The organism is Roseomonas sp. GC11, assembly GCF_024437745.1.
Classification (GTDB): Bacteria; Pseudomonadota; Alphaproteobacteria; order Acetobacterales; family Acetobacteraceae; genus Pseudoroseomonas.
In genome coordinates this window covers 12,132-33,672 of record NZ_JANFNY010000058.1, presented here as the reverse complement: position 1 = coordinate 33,672, position 21,541 = coordinate 12,132, and the positions used below count along the sequence as shown (strand labels likewise).

Genomic DNA, 21,541 nt, shown 5'->3' with positions numbered 1-21,541 from the left:
GGTGGCTGGCGGGGGGGGTGGGGGGGGGGGGGGGGCGCGCCCCGGCGGGGGCGCGCCCCCCCCACCTCGCCGCCTTCCTCGGCACGCGGCTGGGAATGGCGGAGGGCTTCCTGGCCGGCCATGCCTCCGCCGCGCGGGCGGAGGAGGAGGCGCGCGGCGCCTGCGAGGCCTTTGCCGGCGCCGGGGCCTGCCGGCGCGCGGCGCTGGTGCTCAACCGCTGCGTCGCCCTGGCCCTCTCCGGCGATGGCACGCTGCACACCGGGTTTGGCGGCGACCGCGCGATGGCGGAGGCCGAGGCCCGCGGCGACTGCGGCCCCGCCGGTGGCTGCGAGCTGGTGGCCTCCGGCTGCTAGGCCGGCGCCTCAGGCGGGGCTGCGCTCCAGCAGTTCGATGCGCGTGGCGTCCGGCCCCTCGATGAAGGCGATGCGCACGCCGGGGCGGGGCTGGGCGGGGCCGCTCAGCCGGCGCACGCCCTCCGCCTCCAGCGCCGCCAGGGCGGCATCGAGATCGGCCACGGCGAGGCCGAGATGCTCCAGCCCGATGAAAGGCGGCGGCGGCGCCTGGGTGGTGCCGGCGGGCACGGCCTCGATGAACAGGCGCAGCCCGGCGAGATCCACCACCACCCGCAGCGCGCCGCCGGCATCCCCCCGGCTGACCGGGCTGGCGCCGAGGCGCTCCACATAGAAACGCGCCGCCGCATCGGGGTCGGTGCTGCGCAGGTGGAGATGGTCGAGGGTGACGGACAGGGCCATGCGGGCTTTTCCTCTGTGGGCACGCCGCCACGAGGGTGCGGGGCGCGGCGCAGTATGCCAGCCCCGCCGCCCGGCGAAAGAGAGGGGCGAAAGAGAGGGAGAACAGCAGCGGGCGGCGCGGCACGCAGCCCCGCCGCCCGGCCGCGTCACTCGGGCTGGAAGTTGGCGACGCGCAGCAGCATCGTGTTGCGCTTCACCTCCTCCTCGATATAGGCCTGCATCTCCGGCACGGTCTGCGCCACCGGCTCGACCACCAGGGTGCGCAGGCGCTCCGCCGCATCGGCATCGCGCATCGATTCGGTCAGCACGCCATTCAGCGCGGTGCAGATGGCGGAGGGCGTGCCCTTCGGCGCCCAGACGCCATACCAGGAATAGAACTCGAAATCCGGCAGCCCGGCCTCGATCATCGTCGGGATGTCCGGGGCGAGGGCCGAGCGCTCGCGCGTGGTGATGCCGATCGGGTGCACCTGGCCGTTGCGCGCCGCCTGGAGCAGGGCGAAGGTGGCATCGATCATGACATGCGCGTTGCCGGCGCTGACATCGAGCAGCGCGGGCGCGGTGCCACGGTAGGAGGTGCCCTCGATATCAGCCCCCGTGCGGCGGTTGAAGTCGATGGTGGCGAGGTGCCCCGGCGCGCCGAGCGAGCTGATGGCGAAGGTCCAGTCCTTCGGCTTCGCCTTCGCCGCGGCGACGATCTGCGGCACGGTCATGGCCGGGCGCTTCGGCGTCATCACCATCATCAGCGGCCCGCGCGCGGTACGGGCGATGGGGGCGAAATCCGCCAGCGGGTCGAAGGGCACGTTGCGCAGCACATGGTTCAGCATGGTGTGCGTCAGGCTGGAGGCGAGCAGCGTATAGCCATCCGCCGGGGCCTGCTGCACCGCCTGGGTGCCGGGCACGCCGCCGCCGCCGGTGCGGTTCTCCACCACGACATTGGCGCCGAGCTTCTCGGTGATCTTCTGCGCCGCGAGGCGCGCCATGGCATCGGTGGCCGCGCCGGGGGCGAAGGGGCAGATCAGCCGGATCGGCCTGGCGCGCGGCCATGCATCCTGCGCCCAGACGGCCGGCGTCCTGAGCAGCGCGGCCCCCGCCGCGGCGGTGGCCCCCAGAATGGTTCGCCTGGTGATCACGCATATCCTCCGCTGCCCGGCGGCGCGCCGGGCTGTCTGATGGTCACCCACACCGGAGGGAGTCGCGGGCCATGCGGAGGATGGCCGGATCCGGGCGGGATCCTGGGCATCCTGGGCGGCGCGCCTGCGCTTCCTCCGGTCTTCTCCTCTGAAGTTCGGAATGCGAACTCTTGTCCGGGAGATTGTTGTCAGAATGTCACGCCCCCGCCATCTGCGTCAATCACCGCCGCAGACGGGAGGCTTCGGAGAGGGATGAAAAATGCGTGGCGCGGCTGGCCTTGAGGGTCCCTTGCCCCCTCACCCTCCCGTTTCTTCTGCCTGGGCAGGAGAGACTCACAGAGGGGTTTCCAAAGGCCTCAGGCCTTTGGTCGGGAGAGTTTGAGAGGGGCGAAGCCCCTCTCAAGATGGCGAGCCGTTTGCCCGGACAGACCCTCAGCCGGCGGCGCGCACCCACTCCTCCGTGACGGTGACGTATTTGATGGCCTGGCGGTACACGGTGTAGGCGATGTGCAGCCGCCCATCCGCCCCCTGCACAACCGAGGGATAGGAGAATTCGCGGTTCAGCCCCTCGCGCGAATTGTTGGTCATGCAATAGCCATCGCCCGTCTCCAGGTTGCGGCGGTGCGGCCAGGTGCGGCCGCCATCCTCGGAGATGGCCAGCGTCATCGGCGCGCGCGGCACGCCCCAGAAGGTGGTGCGCCGCGTCGTGTCGATGGCGGCGACGACCTTGCCGTCATCCAGCTCATCCTCGATGTCGTCATAGAGCGAGAGGCGGCGCTCGGTGGCATCGGCCGCGCTGCTCTCGTTGTAGACCATGGCGAGATGGCCATTCGCCAGCCGCGTCACCTGGATTGAGGAGTTGTTGTTGGGCAGATCGGTCGGGCGCGGCGCGCTCCAGCTGCGGCCACGGTCGGTGGAGTGGGAGACATAAACATTATCGGCCCAGCGGCTGCGGAAGAAGGCCGCCAGCGTGCCATCGCGCAGATCGACGATGGACATGTGCACGCAGCCCAGGCTGCCGGGCACCGCCACCTCGGTCCAGCTCTTGCCCTGGTCGGTCGAGATCTTGACGGCGCTCACATCATCATCGCCCACCCATTTGCGGCCGGGCGTGCTCTTGCAGACCCAGATGGGCAGCAGCCAGTCGCCATTGTCGAGCACGACGACGGGCTGGCGCATGAAGGTGCCGCCCTCCGGCCGGGGGCCGAACAGCGTCTCCACCGGCCCCCAGCTGCGGCCCATATCCTCGGAGATGCGGCGGCGGACGATGGCGGTGTCCTGGTTGCCGGAGATCTGCGCCGTCCAGATCAGCCAGAGCCGGCCATCGGGGGCGGGGAAGAGCAGCGGGTTCTGCTCCGACTTCGTCGGGTCGTCAGAGAGGCGCAGCGGCGCGGACCATTGCGTGCCGCCCTTCTCCAGGCGCGAGAAATAGGCGGAGATATCGGGCACGCCCTCCTGCGTGCCGCCGAACCAGACGCAGCCGAGCGCGCCATCCGGCAGCGGCATCAGGTTGGCGGCATGGCTCTGCACCGTGGCCGGCGGGATGAAGGCCTCCAGGCGCGCGGCGTCGCCGGGCGCGGGGAGCACATGGCCGACATCGCCGAGATCGAGCTTACCGGCCTCGTTGGTCCTGATCATGGAAACGCGATTCCTCAGTGGACAGCTTCGAGAAAGGCCGGGAGGCGCTCCCGGCACGGAAGGTGGGGACAGGCTAGGTCGCCGCGCGCAGGCCGATGGCGCCGCGCGAGAGGCGGACCGCCTCCATCAGCTCCAGCGCGACCTGGCGCAGCCGCGGCAGGCCGGCGGCGACGAAATCCTCCAGCGGCGCGCGGCTCGCATCGATCGTCAGGCTGATGCCGGCAAAGGGCTCGCCCTGGGCATCGAGCAGCGGCGCGGCGATGGTGCGCAGGCCATAGGCGTTCTCGCCATCGGAGACGGCGTAGCCCTGGGCCCGCACCTGCGACAGCCGCTCGAGCAGCGCGTCGAGATCGGTGATCGTGCGTTCCGAGAGCTTCATCCGCTCACGCCGGGCGAGATGGGCGATCTGCTCCTCGCGCGGCAGGTAGGCGAGGATGGCGTGGCCGAGCGCGGTGGCATAGGCGCCGACGCGCGTGCCCGGCTGGCGCACCACGCCATGCCGCTCCAGCCCCACCTGCACGCGGGCGAGATAGACGACATCGCCGCCCTCCACCGCGCCGAGGGAGGCGGCATCGCCCAGTTCCGGCACCATGGCGCGCAGCAGCGGCAGGGCATGGTCCGGCAGGCCGCGCGCGGCCAGGGCGGAGAAGCCCAGTTCCAGGCATTTCAGTGTCAGGCGGAAGCGGCGGCTGCCCGGCACGGCGCGCAGATAGCCCAGCGCCTCCAGCGTGTGGATGAGGCGGAAGGCGGTGCCACGGTCGGTACCGGCGCGGGCGGCGACCTCGGCCAGGGTCAGCTCGGGCATCTCGGCGGTGAAGGCCTTCAATACGGCGAAGACCTTGGCGGCGGACTGCACCACGTTCTTCGGGTTCTCGGCGGCGGCGCGGCTCCTCGGGGATGGCAGCACGGCCTCGGCATCGGCGTCGGACATGGTTCCCTCCTTTAAGTTCGGACTGCGAACTTGTGTTCGTTATGGCGCAGCTTCATCCGGCCGCCCTCCCCTTGTCAATCATACCCTGCCACACGGCGCGCCCTCTCGCAGTGGAGGGCCTCACGGCGGAGGGACTCACAGGGAACTGCCGCCACAGATGACGATGGCCTGGCCGGTGATGGCCGCCGCCTCGGGCGAGAGCAGGAAGGCCACGGTGGCCGCCACCTCCGCGGGCCGGATCAGCCGGCCGATCGGCGGCAGCTTCGGCGCGGCGGACGCACGGGCGGGGTCGGCCAGCATGGGCGTGTCCGTCGCCGCCGGGGCCACGACATTGACGGTGATGCCGCGCGGCGCCAGCTCCGCCGCCCAGGACCGCGCCATGCCGACCAGCGCCGCCTTGGTCGCGGCATACTGGCTGCGGCCGGGCGCGCCCGTGGCGGTGCGGCTGCCCAGCAGCACGATGCGCCCGCCTTCGCCCATGCCGGGCAAAAGACTGTTGGCCAGCAGGCTCGCGGCCTGGACATGCACCTGCCACATGCGGGCGCCGGCCTCGGCCTCCAGCGCGCCGAGGGGGGCCGTGGCCATCAGCCCGGCGGCGTGGACGAAGGCCTGCGCCCGCAGCCCCGCCACAGCGGCGGCGAGTTCCTCCCCCCCGCCCAGATCGACGGCGCGATGGGTGAAGCCGGGATGGTCGATGGCGGGGGCGCGGCGGCTGAGGCCGGTGACGCGCCACCCTCCTTCCAGCAGGCGGCGGGCAATGGCCTCGCCAATGCCCGAGCTGGCGCCGGTGACGATGGCATGCGGGGCGGGAGTGTCGGCGGGCAAGGTTTTTCCTTCCGGTGAGCAGGCGGGCCGGCGGCGCCAGGGGGGCCTCAGAGAGGCCGTTGACGGCAGACCCGGAGAGGTCGATAAAAAGATATAATACAGAACATAAGTTCGCAATCCGAACTTTGGGCAGGCCGCCCCAGGACCCCGCCCGCGACAAGGAAACGTGCGCATGCACCAATTCAACTCGGGCGAGAGCGCGATCATCATCGCGATCATCATTGCCTATATCGCAGTGACTTCCTGGCTGACGCTGCGCCTGCGCAGCCGCAACAGCGAGCAGTTCATGGTCGGCTCGCGCGCCATGCCCGCCGCCGTCATCGGCATCCTGCTGATGAGCGAGTTCATCGGCGCCAAGTCCACCGTCGGCACCTCGCAGGAGGCGTTCAACTACGGCATGGCCGCCGCCTGGTCGGTGATCGGCGCGGCGGTGGGCTTCCTGCTCTACGGGCTGTTCTTCGTCCGCCGGCTCTATGCCTCGGGCGCCTTCACCATCTCGGGCGCCATCGAGCAGAAATTCGGCCGCTCGACCAAGATCACCGTCTCGCTGATCATGATCTACGCGCTGCTGCTGGTGAATGTCGGCAACTATGTGAGCGGCGCCGCCGCCCTCTCCACCGTGCTGAAGGTGGACCTGACGATGGGCATGCTGATCATCGCCGTGGTCAGCACCTTCTACTACGTCTTCGGCGGGCTGAAGGGTGTGGCCTATGTCACCATCCTGCACAGCGCGGTGAAGGTGCTGGGCATCGCGCTCATCCTTGGCGTCGCGCTGTCGATGACGGGCGGCATCACGCCGATGGTCGAGGCGCTGCCGCCGGAATACTTCTCCCTGACGGGCCGCATCGGCGTGCCCACCATCCTGGCCTGGGTGATCGGCACGATCGGTGCCATCTTCTCCACCCAGTTCATCATGCAGGCCATCGCCGCCAACAAGGACGAGGCGGCAGCGCAGCGTTCCACCTTCTACGCGGCGGCGCTGTGCTTCCCGCTCGGCATCGCGCTCGGCCTGGTCGGCGTCGCGGCGAAGTTCCTGAATCCCACGGGCAACAGCCTCTACGCCCTGCCGATGTTCCTGCAGGCGATGAACCCCTGGCTCGCCGGGCTCGTCACCACCTCGCTGGTCGCCTCGGTCTTCGTCAGCGTCAGCACCGTCGCCCTCGCCATCGCCTCGCTGATCGTCAAGGACTTCTACGTTCCCTATGCGCGGCCGACGCCGCAGCGCGAATTCCAGATGACGCGCTGGATCTCGCTGGCCATCGGCTTCGCGCCGCTGATCTTCGTCTTCTTCGTGCCGGAGATCCTGAAGCTCTCCTTCTTCACCCGCGCGCTCCGGCTGTCGATCTCGATCGTGGCGGTGATGGGCTTCTACCTTCCCTTCTTCCGCAGCAGCCGCGGCGCCACGCTGGGCCTCATCGCCTCGGCCCTGGCGACCACGGCGTGGTATCTGCTCAACAACCCCTACAGCATCGACAACATGTACATCGCCGCCATCACGCCGGCGCTGGTGCTGGTGGTGGAGCGCCTGCTGCAGGGTGGGCGCGCCCCGGCCGAGGCGGCGCCGCAGGGCCGCTGACCGGATCCCGGCCGGCGATCCCCGCCGGCCGGATTCTTGCCTCCCCCGCCCTTGACCACAGGCCGCGCTGTCTTAGGCTCCCGCCCGCAATCGAGACGGGGCGCATGACATGACACTGGCCATGAGTTGGGAGGAATGGGCGCGGCATGACGCGGTGGCCCTCGCGGGGCGCGTGCGCGCCGGCGAGATCAGCGCCGCCGAACTGGCGGCACAGGCCGCCGCCGGCATCGCCCTTCTCAACCCCAGCCTTGGCGCCGTCGTCGAGGTGTTCGACGATGTCGTTGCCGACCCGCTGCGCGACGGGATGAACGCGCAGGGCTGCTTCGCCGGCGTGCCCTATCTGATGAAGGATCTCGGCCCGACGCTGCGGGGCCGCCTGCAGGAAATGGGCTCGCGCCTGATGCGCGGCAACCGCGCGGCGGCGGACAGCCACCTCACCGGCCGCATCCGGCAGGCCGGGCTCAACATCATCGGCCGCACCACCACGCCGGAATTCGGCTGCTGCAGCTCGGCCGAGAATCCCGAGGTCTATGTCACCCGCAACCCGTGGAACCTGGGCTACACCACCAACGGTTCCTCCGCCGGCACGGCGGCGATGGTGGCGGCGGGCGTGCTGCCGCTCTCCCATGCGACCGATGGCGGCGGTTCCATCCGCATTCCCGCCGGTGCCTGCGGCAATCTCGGGCTGAAGCCCTCGCGCGGCGTCTTTTCCATCGCGCCCCATGCCTCGGACCTGACAGGGCTGGTTTCCATCCAGGGCTGCCACAGCCGCACGGTGCGCGACACGGCGGCCTTTGTCGACCACTGCCGTGGCGGCGCGCCGGGCGAGTTCATGCCCTACTGGATGCCGGCCGAGCCTTATTCCGACCTGATCCGGCGCGACCCCGGGCGGCTGCGCATCGCGCTCTCCCATGAATGGGGCGACTACCGCGCCACGCCGCATTTCGTGCGGGAACTGGAGCGCATCGGCCGCCTGCTGGAAAGCCTCGGGCACCATGTCGAATGGGCGCTGCCGGCGGTCGATTTCCGCGCCGCCTTCGCCGCGCAGACCACCTGCTACATCAGCAATTTCGCGCAGACGGTCGCCAACCTGATCGCCCCGCTCGGGCTGGAACGCCCGCCCGAAGACCAGGTGGAGCCGATCAATATCCGCATCTGGGAAGCCGGGCGGAATATTTCCTACACCGAGCGCGCGCGGATGCAGACGGTGTTCAACACCACCTCGCGCGCCTTCGGTGCCTTCTTCGAGGAATGGGACATCATCCTGACGCCGATCACCGCCCTGCCCACGCCGGTGCTCGGCACGACGGAATACCTGACGATCAGCGACAATCCCTCCGTGCTCGACTGGTTCGGCAATCTCTGGAAGAACTTCGCCTATACGCCGCTGGCCAATCTCTGCGGCATCCCCGGCCTCTCCATGCCGCTGGGCTGGCAGGAAAGCGGCCTGCCGCTTGGCATCCAGGCGCAGGCGAAGCAGGGGAATGACGGGCTCCTGCTGCAGCTCGCCGCGCAGATCGAGCGCGCGCTGGAGGGCCGGTGGAACGACGGCAAGAAGCCCGGGGTGCACGTCACCCAGGGCTGACGCCCGGCTTGGAGCGGGCGGTCCGTGGAAGGGCGAAGGCATGAATCTCCGCTTCCTCGAAACCTTCCTCTGGGTGGCGCGGCTGAACAGTTTCAGCGCGGCGGCGGAGCGCCTCTGCACCACCCAGGCCGCCGTCTCCAATCGCATCGCGGCCCTGGAGCGCGAACTCGGCACGCGCCTCTTCGAGCGCGACCTGCGTTCCGTGCGGCTGACGGCGGAAGGCCGCGCCGCGCTGGGGCAGGTGGAGGAAATCGTTCGCCTGACGCAGGATTTCCGCAGCGCCACCAGCAGCCGCCGCAGCCTGGTGGGGCGGCTGTCGATCGGCACCATCGACTCCATCGTCCATTCCTGGCTGCCGGCCCTGATCCGCCGCCTGCGCGAGACCTATCCGGGCGTCGAACTGGAACTGGAGGTGGATACCAGCCTCGCCATCGCCGAGCGCTTCCAGCGGCATGAACTGGATCTGGCCCTGCTGATGGGGCCGGTGACGGCGCCGCAGGTGGAGAATATCCATCTCGGCGCCATGGCCTGCGGCTGGTATGCCAGCCCTGCCATGCCCTTCCCGGAGCGGCCGCTGACGGTCGCCGATCTCGCGCCCTACGATCTCTACGCATTTTCCCGCGGCTCGATGCCACACCAGGAAGTGCTGCGCCAGTTCGCCGAGGCAGGGGTGCAGCCGCAGATGCTCTTCACCCTCAATTCCATCGCCACCATGATCATGCTGGCGCAGGATGGGCTGGGCGTCACCATCCTGCCCGATATCGTCGGTCTGCGCACCCCGCTGCGGCGGCTGGAGGTGCAGCCGGGCATTCCCCCGCTCAATCTCTATGCCGCCTATGTCAACCGGCCGCGCCACCTGCTGGCGGCCAAGGTGGTCGCCATGGCGCGGGAGGTCTGGCAGGGATAGGCGGGCGCCCACCCTGCCCGGACGGTGCTAACCGCCCTTGCCGCCCACGGCGCGCCGCAGGCCCACCGCGCGTTCCAGCACGGCAACGAGGCCGAGGCTGAACAGCACCATCAGCACGGAGACCGCCGCCACCAGCGGATCAGTGCGCGATTCCACATAATGGAACAGGGCCACCGGCAGCGTCGTCAGCTTCGGCCCGACGATGAAAAGCGTGATCACCACTTCATCGAAAGAGACCAGGAAGACAATGGCCGCAGCCGCGATGAGGCCCGGCGCCATCAGCGGCAGGGTGATGCGGAAGAAGACGGAAAGCGCCGGCGCGCCCAGGCTGGACGCCGCTTCCTCCACCGAGGCCGGCAGCGTGCCGAGCGCCGTGACCAGCACGCGCAGCGCGTAGGGCACGGTGACGAGAAGATGCGCCAGCACCAGCCCCGTCCAGCTGCCGATCAGCCCCTGGCCGACGAAAAGGATCAGCAGCGCGAGGCCGAGCACGATGGTGGGCAGCAGCAGCGGCATGGAAATCAGCGTCATCAAGGCATCACGCCCCGCGAACTGCCCACGGCCGATGGCCACCGCGGCCGGCAGCGCCACCACCAGCGCCAGCCCGGTGACGATGGCCGCCAGGACAAGGCTGTTGCGCAGGGCAAGCGCGAGATCGGGCTGCCCCAGCAGGGCCAGGTACCACTTCACGCTGAAGCCCGAGGGCGGCCAGGTGATGACGGAATCCGCAGCGAAGGACAGCGGAAAAACCAACAGCACTGGCCCGAGCAGGAAAAGGAACAGCAGCGCCACCAGGACCGTGAAAAACAGGCGCCCAGGACCGGAGCGGATCATGCGATGCTCCTTTCCGCCGCGCGCGAAATGCGGCCATAGACCAGCAGCGCCGCGCCAAAGACGCCGAGGGCGATCAGCGACAGCGCCGCCGCCAGCGGCCAGTTGAGGGTGACGATGGCCTGGTCATAGATCTCGGTGGCCAGCAGCAGAACGCGCCCGCCGCCCAGCAGCTTCGGCGTGATGAAGCTGGAGACGGTGAGGACGAAGACCAGCAGGCAGCCGAGCAGGATGCCCGGCAGGGTCAGCGGCAGCACGATGCGCCAGAACACCACCAGCGGCGGCGCGCCCAGGCTGGCCGCCGCCTCCTCCAGCGTCTGGTTCAGCCGGCCGAAACCCGCCAGCAGCGAGAGGATCATGTAGGGCATCAGGATCTCGACCAGCCCGATCACCACCCCCGTCATGTTGAAGACGAGGCGCGGCGGCGCGAAGCCGAGGCCACGCAGGATCACGGGGAGAAATCCGGCATCGCCCAGGATGACCAGCCAGCCATAGGTGCGCACCACCGCCGAGATCAGCAGCGGTGAAATGCAGGCGACGACAAGAAGATTCCGCCAGCGCGCATCGGCACGGTGGACGAAGAAGGCAATGGGATAGGAGGCCAGCAGCGCCAGCCCGGTGATGCCCAGCGCCATGCCGACCGAGCGCAGCAGGATCTCCAGGTAGAACTCATCCGCCAGGAGATCGCCCCAGGTGGCGAGGCTGAAGGCGGCGCCGATGCCACCACCCGGCAGCCCCTCGCGGAAGGACAGCCCCGCGAGGTTCAGCATCGGCCAGAGGAAGGTGAAGAGGTTCACCGCCACGGCCGGCAGCACCAGCAGGGGCAGCAGGTTGCGCGGGGTGGCGCTCATGCCGCCGCGCTCCGCGGAAAGACCAGCGTATCCTCGGCGCGCCAGCGCAGCGTCGCGGCCTCACCGGGACGCGGCATGGCGCGGCCGGCGAAGGTGTGCTGCTCCACCAGCAGGCTCGCCCCGCCGATCTCCACCTCCAGCGAGAGCAGGTCGCCGATGAAGGTGCTGCGGGCCACGCGGCCCGTGGCGCCGTTCCAGCCCTCCCCTTCCGGCACCGCGTCGCAGAGGGCGATGCGGTGCGGGCGGATCATCACCGTGACAGGGCCGGGCGCGGCCTCGCCGCTGCCCTGCAGACGCAGCGGCCCGAGCTGCACGGCGCCGCTGGCCTCGCGCACCGCCGCCATGCGGTTGGCGCGGCCGACGAAGCCGGCGACGAATTCACTCGCCGGGCGCTCATAGATCTCGTAGGGCGTGCCAAGCTGCTCCAGCACGCCGCCGCGCATCACCGCGATGCGGTCGCAGATCGCCAGCGCCTCCGCCTGGTCATGCGTGACGAAGACGGCGGTGATGCCAAGCCGCTGCTGGATGTCGCGGATCTCGTTGCGCATCTCCTCGCGCAGATTGGCATCGAGGTTGGACAGCGGCTCATCCAGCAGAAGGATGGAAGGCTCGATCACCAGCGCGCGCGCCAGCGCCACGCGCTGCTGCTGGCCACCCGACAATTCGCGCGGCCGGCGCGCGGCGAAGGCGCCGAGGCGCACCATCTCCAGCGCCTTCTGCACCCGCGCGGCCCGCTCCGCCGCCGGCACCTTGCGCATCTCCAGCCCGAAGGAGAGGTTCTGCGCGACCGTCATATGCGGGAACAGCGCGTAGTTCTGGAAGACGATCCCCATATCCCGCCGGTGTGGCGGCAGCGCCGTCACGTCGCGCCCGGCGACGACGATGCGCCCGCCGCTCGCCGGCATCAGCCCGCCAATCATGCGCAGCGTCGTCGTCTTGCCGCAGCCGGAAGGGCCAAGCAGGCCGAGCAGCTCCCCCCTGCCGACGGAGAGCGACAGCGCCTGCACCGCGAGCGTCGTGCCGAAGCGCTTCTCCAGGCGGTCCAGCAGCAGATGCGGCGCCGTCCCCGGCGCCGCCTGCGTCATCGCATCCATGCGCTCAGCCACGGCTCAGGATGCGGCGGCGCCACTGGTCGTTCATGCGGTCGCGGATCTTCGCCACCTCCAGCCAGTCCACCTGCAGCATCTTCGCCATGCGCTCGGGCGAGGCCGCCGTGGCCGCCAGCGCCTCGGCCGAGACGTCCGCGCGGGTGTTGACGGGCGCATAGAACATGCGCTCGGAAAAAGCCTTCTGCGCCTCGGCCGAAAGCGCGTAGCGGATATAGGCCTTGGCCGCCTCGCTCTGCGGCGCGCCCTTCACCAGGCCGATCGTGTTGATCTGGAAGAGCGAGCCTTCCTCCGGCAGCGCCGCCGCCAGCTTGCCGCCGGACTGGCGCGCATAGAGCTGGCCGCGCGCATTCCAGCCGACGCCGAGTGCCGCCGTGCCATTGGTGATGAAGGTATAGGCGTCCGGCTTCGGCTCCCAGGAGAGCACGCCGGGCGAGAGATCGGACAGCGCCTTGATGCCCGCGTCGAACTGCCGGTAGTCGGTGCCGCCATTGAGGCGGTTGATCACCAGCGTCAGGCCGATGCCCACGATATCCGGCGCGCCGGTGATGGCGATCTTGCCCTGGTAGGGCTTCTCCCACAGCACCTTCCACGAGGTGGGCGCGGGCTTCACCACCTCCGGCGAATAGAGCAGGGAGAGGCTGTCGAAGGTCACGCCCACCGCGTGCACGCCGGGCGCGAAGGCCGCGGGCGCGAGTTCGGCGAGGACGGGGAATTCCTCCTTCGTCAGCGGGTCCAGCAGGCCCTCATCGCTCGCCGCCTTGCCAATGGTGACGTCGAAGATGGCCACGTCGATCTGCGGCGCCGCCTTCTGCGCGCGCAGCGTGCCCAGCGTCTGGGCGGAATTCGGCATGGCGTAGTAGGACACCTTGATGCCCGGATGCGCCTTCATGAAAGGCTCGACCACGGCGGCGTGGTAATTGTCCTGGAAGATGCCGCTATAGGCCGCGAGGGTGATGCTCCGCTCCTGCGCGGAGGCCGGGCGGATGAAGGGCGCGGCGAGCAGCCCGCCCACCGCCACACGGCCAAGATGCCGACGCGTCAGATCCATCGTGTCTCTCCTTGCCTTCCCTGGGACCGGTCCGGGCAGGTCGCCCGGTGGCCGCGATATCGTGCCGCGCGGCCATGCAGCTTCGGGGCCAGCTTACGCCAGCCCCGCCGGCTGGCTAGCGCCCCGCGGCGTTGCGCGCCTCGATCTTCGCGCTGGCACCGGTGATGGCGGCCAGCGCCTCGCCGGCGCGCAGCCGGGCCAGCAGCTCCAGCTCGGCCGCCTGCATCGCCAGCGCCCTGCGCGCCATCGCCCCGGCCTCCGCCGGCTTCAGCACGATCACGCCGCTCTCGTCGGCCAGGATGGCATCGCCCGGCTCCACCGAGACGCCGCCCACCGAGACCGGGACATTCATCGCCCCCTCAAGCCCCAGCAGCTTGGTGGTGATGGCGGAGGGGCCGCGGCACCACATCGGCATGCCACAGCGGCGGATCTCGGAAAAATCCGTGGCCGGGCCATCGATCACCGCGCCGGCGACGCCGGCCAGCTTCGCCGCATTGGTGATGACGCCGCCCCAGCAGGCATGGCGCGTATCGCCCGCGCGGTCGATCACCAGGAAATCCCCCGGGCGCACCAGCGACATGGCGTGGTGCAGCAGCGTGCTATCCGCATGCGGCATGCGCAGCGTCACCGCCGTGCCCGCCACGCGCGCCTCGGGCAGCACGGCGCGCAGCGCGGCATCCATGAAGCCGCTGTGCAGCACATGGCCGACCGTGGCCGTCTCGACATCCTGCAGCAGCGCGACCAGGGCGGGGTCCAGCTGCACGGGCATGGGGTGGATTTCGAACATGGCTCAGGCCGCCTTCCGGGTCAGGACATGGTGCTGTTCGACCGGCAGGTTCAGCCGGATATGGGCCATGTAGGCCTTGTCGAGCCGCGCGCCGATGAAGCCGGAACGGTCCGGCATCTGGGACAGGATGGCGCCCCAGGGGTCGATCGCCATGCTGTGGCCCCAGCAGGCCTTGCCGCCGCCGCCATGCGTGCCGATCTGCCCCACCGCCAGGAACCAGCTCTGCGTCTCGCAGGCGCGGGCGCGGGCCAGCAATTCCCAATGGTCCTTGCCCGTCTGCAGCGTGAAGGCGGCGGGCAGGATGATCGCCTCCGCGCCCGCGTCGCGCAGCGCCTGGAACAGCTCGGGGAAGCGCAGATCGTAGCAGATGGCCGCCCCCAGGGTCCACGCCTCGCCGCCCGCCTCGATGCGGTAGGTCACCACCTGCTCGCCGCGGGTGACGGAATCGCTCTCGCGATAGCAGGCGCCGCCCGGCACCTCGACATCGAAGAGATGGATCTTGCGGTAGCGCGCCAGCTCGGCGCCATCACGGCCGAAGACGACACTGGTGTTGTGGTAGCGGTTGCCCGCGCGCTCCACCATCGAGCCGGCATGGATCGCCACGCCATGCTCCCGCGCCAGGCCGCGCATCAGCGCATAGGCCTCGCCCTCCGGGAAGGCCTCGCCGCTGGCATGCATCACCGCCGGCTCGGGCGAGAGGCAGGCCCAGTATTCCGGCAGGACCACGAGGTCCGGCGCCTCGGCGGCGATGGCGGCGCGCACCAGCCGTTCCGCCTCGGCCATGTTGGCCGCCTTGTCCTCACGCGAGTTCATCTGCACCAGTGCGACCTTCATCCGGCCTCTCCCGCTGGGGTCTGTCCGGGAGAAGCCTCCGACAGGGCGGGGCGGCGCACAAACGGGAATTCGCTGTCGGCGCCGACAAGCTTTTCTTGTCCAGGGACGCGGATTATTTTTCACTTTTCGAGAATGTCTATTCCCCCTAAGAACGCGGCCCCGGACGGGAAACAGGCCCACCCCCCGCCCGTGACGGCCCCGCCGGGAGCCTCAGCCGCCGCCCACAAACCGCGATCCTCCATCGTCAATTCACCGCCACGCCCTTTCCCTCCGACCGATGGCCTGCCCCGCAATGCCAGACCCGTTGCCCTCCGCCTACCGCATCCTCACCGCGGCCAGCCTGCCGGCCTATCTCGCCACCCTCCCCGGCATCCCGGCGCGGCTCGGCGGCGCGCCCTCCGCCTGGCAGGTGCGCGACGTGGCGGATGGCAACCTCAACGCCGTCTTCCTGGTCGATGGGCCGGAGGGCGGGCTCTGCGTGAAGCAGGCCCTGCCCTATGTGCGCGTCGTGGGCGAAAGCTGGCCGATGGATATCCACCGCGCCTTCTTCGAGGCGCGCTACATCGCCCGCGTGGCGCCCTTCGCCGCGGGTCTCGCGCCGCGCCTGCATCATTACGATGACGCGCAATTCGTCATGGTGATGGACAAGCTCGCGCCCCACACCATCCTGCGCCGCGCCCTGCTGGAGGGGCGACATATGCCGCGCGCCGCCGCCGACCTCGCCGACTATGCCGCGCGCGCCAGCTTCCACACCTCCGACCTCGCCCAGCCCTTCGAGCGCCGCTTCGAGGATCTGCTTGTGTTTTCGCGCAGCCTCGCGCTGCAGCGGATCACGGTCGACCTCGTCTTCACCGACCCCTTCGCCGAGCATGAGCGCAACCGCTTCCCGCGCCCGCATCTCACGGCCTGGGCCGCGGCGCTGCGCGAGGATGCGGCGGTGAAGGACGCCGTCGCCACGCTGCGGCGCGCCTATCTCGGCAAGCCGCAATCGCTGATCCATGGCGACCTGCATTCCGGCTCGGTGATGGTGACGCCGGAGGAGACGCGGGTGATCGATGGCGAATTCGCCTGCGTCGGGCCGAGCGGCTTCGATATCGGCCATGTTCTGGCGCATTTCGCCCTCGCCTGGTTCGCCCGGCCGCAGGGCGACCCGCTGCGCCCGCTGCTGGCGGCCGACATGGCGGTGTTCTGGGACAGCTTCCGCCGCCGCTTCCTCGCCCTGTGGGAAGGGGCGGAGGCCACGGGCGATGCCTTCCCCGCCAGCCACTACCCCGGCCCCGCCGGCGCCGCCCGGATGGCCCGGCAGCGCGCCGCCTATCTGGACGACATCTTCGCCGATGCGCGCGGCTTCCTGGCGGTGGAAATCATCCGCCGCATCATCGGCTTCGCCCAGGTCGCCGATTTCCAGGCCCGCGCGGGCGAGGAGGAGCGCGCCAGCGCCATGGCCTCCGCCCTCGCCTTCGCCCGTTCTCTCCTGGTCTGGCCGGAGCGGTATGGCGATATCGCCGACCTCACCGCCGCCCTGCCGCGCTTCGACGGCGCCGGGCTGGACCCGCGCCCGACACGCCCGTGGTGACACGCCCGTGGTGACACGCCCATGGTAACGATCATTGCCCCCCCTGCCACGCCCGGCCTGGTGGCCGAGGGCATCGCGAAATCCTTCGGCGGCACCCGCGCCCTCGCCGGCGTTTCGCTCGCCGTGCGGCCGGGTGAAATCGTCGGGCTGATGGGCGCCAATGGCGCGGGCAAATCCACCCTGGTCAATATCCTGGGCGGCGCGCTGCGGCCGGATGCCGGGCGGCTCTGGCTCGATGGCCGGCCCTATGCCCCGGCCTCCCCGCGCGCGGCCATCGCCGCCGGGGTGGTCACGCTGCACCAGTCCACCGAGCGCATCGGCATCCCCGGGCTGAGCGTGGCCGATGCCCTGGTTCTGGACCGTTTCGCCGATGGCCGCTCGGGCTTTTTCGTCTCGCGCGCCGCGGTGCGGCGGCAGGCGCTGGCGGTGCAGGCGCGCGCCGGTTTCGACCTGCCGCTGGAGGCCGATTTCGCCAGCCTCGGCACCGCCGGGCGGCAGCTCGTCGGCATTGCCCGCGCCCTCTCCGCCAGCCCGCGCCTGCTGATGCTGGACGAGCCGACCGCCAGCCTCTCGGCCGCCGAGGCGGAGCGGCTTTTCGCCATCCTGGAGGAGCTGGCGGGGCGCGGCCTCGCCATCCTCTATATCTCCCACCGCACCGGCGATCTGGAGCGCCTCGCCCACCGGGTGGAGGTGCTGCGCGGCGGCGTGGTGGCGGCCAGCCTGCCGCGCCCGGTGGATTTTGGCGTGGCCCTCTCCGCCATGATCGGCCGCGACCTGGCCCGGGGCCAGGGCGCGGCGCGCGCCCGGCCGGAAGGCCCGCCGGTCCTGGCGCTGCGCGGGCTGCGGCTGCGCCCCGGCCTGCCGCCGCTGGAACTGGAGGTCCGCGCGGGCGAGGTGGTGGCCATCACCGGCCCGCTCGGCGCCGGCAAGAGCCGGCTGCTGCGCGCCCTCTTCGGCGCCGACAGCGTGGCGGGCGGCGTGGCGGGCGGCGAGATCCTGCTGGATGGCGCGCCCTGGCGCCCGCGCGGCCCGGCCGAGGCCATCGCCCGCGGCGTCCACCTCGCCGCCGAGGATCGCCGCCGCAGCAGCCTGATGCCGCCCGGCTGGCCCGGCAGCGGCATCGCCGCCACCATCGCCCTGCCGCATCTCGGCCGCTGGTTCCCGGGCGGCCTGCTGCGCGCCGGCACCGAGCGCCGCGCGGCGGAACACGCCATCCGCGCCCTCTCCATCCGCGCCGCCGGCCCCTTCGCGGGGCTGGAGACGCTGTCCGGCGGCAATCAGCAGAAAGTCGTTCTCGCCCGCTGGCTGGCCGAGACGCCCCGCCTGCTGCTGCTCGACGAGCCGTTCCAGGGCGTCGATGTCGGCGCGCGGGCGGAGATCATCGCCACCCTGCGCGCCCGCACGGATATCGCCGTGCTCGTCGCCACCTCCGACCCGGCGGAGGCGCTCGATGTCGCCGACCGCAGCCTGGTGCTGGACGAGGCGGGGCTGCGCCCCCTCGCCCCCGCAGCCCTCCCCGATGAGTGACCGCACCGCCATGACCGACCTCCTCCGCCTGGCCCGCCAGGGCGCGGTGTTCCTGCTGCTCGCCGCCCTCGCCGCGCTCTTCGCCTGGGCCGAGCCCGCCTTCCTGAGCGTGCCCAACCTGATGAGCGTGCTGCTCGCCGTCGCGGTGGTGGCCATCCTCGGCACGGGCGTCACGCTCAGCGTGGCGGTGGGCGGCTTCGATCTCTCGGTGGGCGCCATCGCCGCCTCCGCTGTCATGGCGGCGAGCTACGCCATGGTGGTGTGGAAATTCGGCGCGGTGGAGACGGTGGCCTTCGTTCTCGCCCTCGGCCTCGCCGCCGGGCTGCTGAACGCGCTGATGATCGTCCGCCTCGGCGTGCCGGACCTGCTGGCGACGCTGGCGATGAACTTCCTGCTGAGCGGGCTGCAACTGATCCCGACGGCCGGGCGCTCCATCGCCCCCGGCGTGGTGCTGCCCGATGGCAGCCGCGCCGCCGGGCGCTTCGACCCGGATTTCCTGCTGATCGGCCGCGCCCGGCTGTTCGATACCGTGCCGCTGCCGGTGCTGCTGATGGCCTTCGTCGCCCTCGCCGCCTGGGTGCTGACGGAGCGCACGCGCTTCGGCCGCCTGCTCTTCGCCACGGGCGGCAATGAGGAGGCGGCGCGCCTCGCCGGCGCCCCCACGGCGCGGCTGCGCGTGCTGGCCTATGCGCTGTCCGGCCTGCTGGCCGCGCTCGGCGGGCTGGTGGTCGCGGCGCGCATCGGGCGTGGCGATGTGTCGTCCGGCGCCTCGCTGCTGCTCGATGCCGTGGCGGCCTCGCTGATCGGCTATGCCGTGCTGAACGCGCGGCGGCCCAATGTGCTCGGCACGCTGGTGGGCGCCGTCTTCGTCGGCGTTCTGCTGAACGGGCTGACCATGCTCAACGTGCCCTACTACACCCAGGATTTCGTCAAGGGCGCCGTGCTGGTCGGCGCCCTGGCCATGACCTATGGCCTCGGCCGCCGCGCCGGCTGAGCAACGCAGAAGAGAGAAGGAACCGCCCCGATGCGACGCCGCGATGCCTCCACCCTGATCCTGGCCGGGATGCTCGGCCTCGGCCGCCCGGCCCTGGCGCAGATCGCCGGCGCCCCCGCCCCCTTCGATAAGGGCGGCGTGCGCGTGGCGCTGATCAGCTACATCTCCGCCGGCGACTTCTTCCAGGCCTATCAGGCCGGGGCGGAGGCGCAGGCGAAGCAGCTCGGCATCACCCTGCGCGTCTTCCCCGGGCGGCAGGACGCGGCGCTGCAGCGGACGCAGATCGAGCAGGCGATCAACCTGCGCGTCTCCGCCATCATCCTCGACCATGGCCTGCCGGAAGCTCTCACCGACCTCGCGGAGCGGGCGCTGGAGGCGGGGATCAAGGTCATCGCCTTCGACGTGAACCTGAACAACCCGCGCATCCCCCAGATCGAGCAGAGCGACCACCAGCTGGCGCGCCTGGCCCTGCAGCAGGCCGTGGCGGAGAACGGGCCGAGCTTCCGGGCGGCCTATGTCTATGTCGCCGGCTTCGCCCCGCTCGACCGGCGCGACGAGGTCTGGCAGGAATTCCGCCGCACCTATCCCGGCATCACCGAGGTGGCGCGCTTCGGCGCGGTGGACTCCACCACGGCGGCCACGGTGGCCGACCAGGCCAAGGCCGTGCTGCGCGCCAATCCCGGCATCAGCGTCGTCTTCGCGCCCTATGACGAATTCGCCCGTGGCGTGAAGCTGGCCGTCAACGAACTGGGCCTGGGCGGCAAGGTGCGGATCTACTCGGCCGATGTCTCCACCGCCGACATCCAGGAAATGACCGAGCCGGGCAGCCCCTGGGTGGCCACCGTGGCCACCAACCCCGCCGTGGTGGGGGCCGTGTCCGTGCGCACGGCGGCGCTGGCCATCGCCGGGCAGGCACCCGCCAGCCCCGTGGTGGTGGAGCCGGTGCTGCTAACCCAGAAGGCCCTGCGCGAGGCGGGCGTCAGCACCATCGAGGAACTGGCGGCGAAGCTGCCCGCCTTCGGCCAGTCGGGCGCGGCGCGGGCGGCCTGGATCAAGGAGTAAGTTATTCGTTTAATTAATAATATCTTCTTTTTCTAAAGAAAAAGAAGCAAAAAGATTTTTTCAGTCTGGCGTCCCGCTTCAGGCCTGAGGCGGGACGCTGACTGAAAAAAGTTTTTTGGTTCTTTTTTTCAAAAAAGAACCGCTTTCCCTGCCCTCAATGCCCGGCCAGGGCGGCCTCGCGGCGGGCCATGGCGGAGGGCGCGGCCTGGGGGTGGGCCATCTGCTTCACCACCAGGGCCAGGGCGGCCAGCAGCGCCGGCATCGCCACCACCAGGAAGATGCCGGAGAGCGACATCTGCGCGCGGGACAGCTCGCCCACCAGGAAGGAGCCGGCGATGCCACCGAAGCGGCCGAGGCCGAGCATCCAGCCCACGCCCGTGGCGCGGCCCTCGGTGGGGTAGAACTCCGCGGCCAGGGCCGGCAGGGAGGACTGGGCGGTGTTCATCACGATGCCGGCCAGCAGCACCATGCCCACCAGCAGCGGCAGGCTGCCCGCCACCATCCCGACCAGCGCGACGGCCAGCGCCGTCAGCACATAGCCGATGGCGATGATGCGGTTGCCATTGTAGCGGTCCATCAGCCAGCCGAAGAACACGGCGCCGATGCCGCCCAGCGGGAAGAGCGCCGAGATCAGCGCCGCGCTGCTGGGCGAGAGCCCGGCATCGCCGAACAGGATCGGCATCCAGTTGATCAGCGCGTAGAAGATGACGAGGCCCATGAAATAGGCCAGCCACAGCATCACCGAGCCGACCGCGTAACGGCGCGACAGCACGAGGCGGATGCCACCGCTCTTCTGCCCCGGCGCCGCCGAATCCTCGGAGAGGGTGAACCGCTCCGCCGCCGCAGCCTGGGGAGAAATACGGCGCAGCACGGCGCGGATGCGCTCGGCCGGCTGGCGCTTCATCACCATGTAGCGCACAGATTCCGGCAGCAGCAGGGCGAGCAGCACCACCAGCGCCAGCGGCGCCACGCCGCCCAGCAGCAGGACGCTGCGCCAGCCCCATTGCGGGATCATCCAGGCCGCCAGGAAGCCGCCAAAGGCCGCGCCCAGCGGGAAGCCGCAGAACATGGCATTGACCAACGTGGCGCGGCGGGCGCGCGGGCAGTACTCGCTCATCAGCGTCACGGCATTGGGCATGGCGGCGCCAAGGCCGAGCCCGGTCGCGAAGCGCCACAGCACCAGGTGGTCCAGGCTGTCCGCCGTGGCGCAGAGCAGGCTGGCCACGCCGAAGACGGCCACCGAGACGGTGAGCACCAGCTTGCGCCCCAGCCTGTCGGCCAGCGGGCCGGCGCTGAGCGCGCCGGCGGCGAGGCCGAACAGCGCGGCGCTCAGCACCGGCGCCAGGGCCGGGCGCGCCACGCCCCATTCCTTGATGAGCGAGGGGGCGATGTAGCCGATCGCCGCCGTGTCGAAGCCATCGAGCAGGACGATGGCGAAACACAGGACGAAAATGACCCGCTGCAACGCGGAGAAGGGCTGGCCGTCCAGGAATTCCTGGACGTCCAGGGACCGGCTTCCTTCCATGGATGTCTCCCTCGGCTGGACCGGAGCCAGGGCCGCGGCCAGGGGCGGACGCG

20 protein-coding genes are annotated in these 21,541 nt (G+C 70.6%); 8 read left to right on the top strand and 12 right to left on the bottom strand.

The features are described from left to right. Nucleotides 1-353: DUF4189 domain-containing protein (locus tag NON00_RS17115; RefSeq protein WP_256023465.1), on the top strand; the 353-nt coding region annotated here is incomplete at its 5' end. Nucleotides 354-362: 9 nt separating this feature from the next. Here the strand turns inward: NON00_RS17115 and NON00_RS17110 are convergent. The 5 genes from NON00_RS17110 to NON00_RS17090 form a co-directional block, all read right to left on the bottom strand. Then, entirely contained in the window at nucleotides 363-752 is a 390-nt protein-coding gene (locus tag NON00_RS17110; protein ID WP_256023463.1) for a VOC family protein, read from the bottom strand. 146 nt (nucleotides 753-898) lie between these two features. Then, nucleotides 899-1,882, bottom strand: a complete 984-nt coding sequence (locus tag NON00_RS17105) for a tripartite tricarboxylate transporter substrate binding protein (RefSeq protein ID WP_256023461.1) — start codon at nucleotides 1,880-1,882, stop codon at nucleotides 899-901. A gap of 432 nt (nucleotides 1,883-2,314) precedes the next feature. Further along, nucleotides 2,315-3,520 carry an exo-alpha-sialidase gene (locus NON00_RS17100; protein ID WP_256023459.1) on the bottom strand — a complete coding sequence of 402 codons (1,206 nt, stop codon included), beginning with the start codon at nucleotides 3,518-3,520 and terminating at the stop codon, nucleotides 2,315-2,317. Between the two features lie 73 nt (nucleotides 3,521-3,593). After that, nucleotides 3,594-4,451: an IclR family transcriptional regulator gene (locus NON00_RS17095; protein ID WP_256023457.1), complete on the bottom strand. Its 858-nt coding sequence runs from the start codon at nucleotides 4,449-4,451 to the stop codon at nucleotides 3,594-3,596. Nucleotides 4,452-4,586: 135 nt separating this feature from the next. Next, complete coding sequence (locus tag NON00_RS17090; RefSeq protein WP_256023454.1) at nucleotides 4,587-5,276, bottom strand: SDR family NAD(P)-dependent oxidoreductase; 690 nt, start codon at nucleotides 5,274-5,276, stop codon at nucleotides 4,587-4,589. Between the two features lie 172 nt (nucleotides 5,277-5,448). On the opposite strand from NON00_RS17090, the gene NON00_RS17085 reads away from it, so the two are divergent. The 3 genes from NON00_RS17085 to NON00_RS17075 all read left to right on the top strand — a co-directional run bounded on the left by NON00_RS17085 (nucleotide 5,449) and on the right by NON00_RS17075 (nucleotide 9,344). Next, nucleotides 5,449-6,852, top strand: coding sequence for a sodium:solute symporter family protein (locus NON00_RS17085; RefSeq protein ID WP_256023452.1), 1,404 nt, complete (start codon nucleotides 5,449-5,451; stop codon nucleotides 6,850-6,852). A 121-nt stretch (nucleotides 6,853-6,973) separates the two neighbouring features. Continuing rightward, complete coding sequence (locus NON00_RS17080) at nucleotides 6,974-8,437, top strand: amidase (RefSeq protein WP_256023450.1); 1,464 nt, start codon at nucleotides 6,974-6,976, stop codon at nucleotides 8,435-8,437. A gap of 40 nt (nucleotides 8,438-8,477) precedes the next feature. Next, nucleotides 8,478-9,344, top strand: a complete 867-nt coding sequence (locus tag NON00_RS17075; RefSeq protein ID WP_256023448.1) for a LysR family transcriptional regulator — start codon at nucleotides 8,478-8,480, stop codon at nucleotides 9,342-9,344. A 27-nt stretch (nucleotides 9,345-9,371) separates the two neighbouring features. Here NON00_RS17075 and NON00_RS17070 read toward each other — a convergent pair whose 3' ends face one another. From NON00_RS17070 to NON00_RS17045, 6 genes are all read right to left on the bottom strand, one after another. After that, nucleotides 9,372-10,178 (bottom strand): ABC transporter permease, encoded by an 807-nt coding sequence (locus tag NON00_RS17070; protein WP_256023445.1) that lies wholly within the window; start codon nucleotides 10,176-10,178, stop codon nucleotides 9,372-9,374. Beyond that, a complete protein-coding gene (locus NON00_RS17065; RefSeq protein WP_256023443.1) occupies nucleotides 10,175-11,026 on the bottom strand; it encodes an ABC transporter permease in 852 nt (283 codons plus the stop codon). Before NON00_RS17065 ends, NON00_RS17070 begins: the two co-directional genes overlap by 4 nt. Then, entirely contained in the window at nucleotides 11,023-12,132 is a 1,110-nt protein-coding gene (locus NON00_RS17060) for an ABC transporter ATP-binding protein (RefSeq protein WP_256023441.1), read from the bottom strand. Before NON00_RS17060 ends, NON00_RS17065 begins: the two co-directional genes overlap by 4 nt. Beyond that, entirely contained in the window at nucleotides 12,125-13,183 is a 1,059-nt protein-coding gene (locus NON00_RS17055) for an ABC transporter substrate-binding protein (RefSeq protein ID WP_256023439.1), read from the bottom strand. Before NON00_RS17055 ends, NON00_RS17060 begins: the two co-directional genes overlap by 8 nt. 115 nt (nucleotides 13,184-13,298) lie before the next feature. Beyond that, a complete protein-coding gene (locus NON00_RS17050) occupies nucleotides 13,299-13,970 on the bottom strand; it encodes an RraA family protein (RefSeq protein WP_256023436.1) in 672 nt (223 codons plus the stop codon). Between the two features lie 3 nt (nucleotides 13,971-13,973). Beyond that, on the bottom strand, nucleotides 13,974-14,804 hold the full coding sequence (locus NON00_RS17045; RefSeq protein ID WP_256023434.1) for a carbon-nitrogen hydrolase family protein: 831 nt from the start codon (nucleotides 14,802-14,804) through the stop codon (nucleotides 13,974-13,976). Nucleotides 14,805-15,096: 292 nt separating this feature from the next. Between NON00_RS17045 and mtnK the strand changes: the two genes are divergently transcribed. The 4 genes from mtnK to NON00_RS17025 are packed head-to-tail and all read left to right on the top strand — an operon-like array spanning nucleotide 15,097 to nucleotide 19,963. Continuing rightward, nucleotides 15,097-16,380, top strand: coding sequence for an S-methyl-5-thioribose kinase (gene mtnK / locus NON00_RS17040; protein WP_256023432.1), 1,284 nt, complete (start codon nucleotides 15,097-15,099; stop codon nucleotides 16,378-16,380). 21 nt (nucleotides 16,381-16,401) lie between these two features. Beyond that, nucleotides 16,402-17,907: a sugar ABC transporter ATP-binding protein gene (locus NON00_RS17035; protein ID WP_256023429.1), complete on the top strand. Its 1,506-nt coding sequence runs from the start codon at nucleotides 16,402-16,404 to the stop codon at nucleotides 17,905-17,907. Next, nucleotides 17,900-18,901: an ABC transporter permease gene (locus NON00_RS17030; protein ID WP_256023427.1), complete on the top strand. Its 1,002-nt coding sequence runs from the start codon at nucleotides 17,900-17,902 to the stop codon at nucleotides 18,899-18,901. The genes NON00_RS17035 and NON00_RS17030 overlap by 8 nt, the downstream gene beginning before the upstream one ends. A gap of 30 nt (nucleotides 18,902-18,931) precedes the next feature. After that, nucleotides 18,932-19,963, top strand: a complete 1,032-nt coding sequence (locus NON00_RS17025) for a substrate-binding domain-containing protein (RefSeq protein ID WP_256023424.1) — start codon at nucleotides 18,932-18,934, stop codon at nucleotides 19,961-19,963. Nucleotides 19,964-20,117: 154 nt separating this feature from the next. Here the strand turns inward: NON00_RS17025 and NON00_RS17020 are convergent, their stop codons facing one another. Continuing rightward, a complete protein-coding gene (locus NON00_RS17020; RefSeq protein ID WP_256023422.1) occupies nucleotides 20,118-21,488 on the bottom strand; it encodes an MFS transporter in 1,371 nt (456 codons plus the stop codon). Between the last annotated feature and the right edge of the window lie 53 nt (nucleotides 21,489-21,541).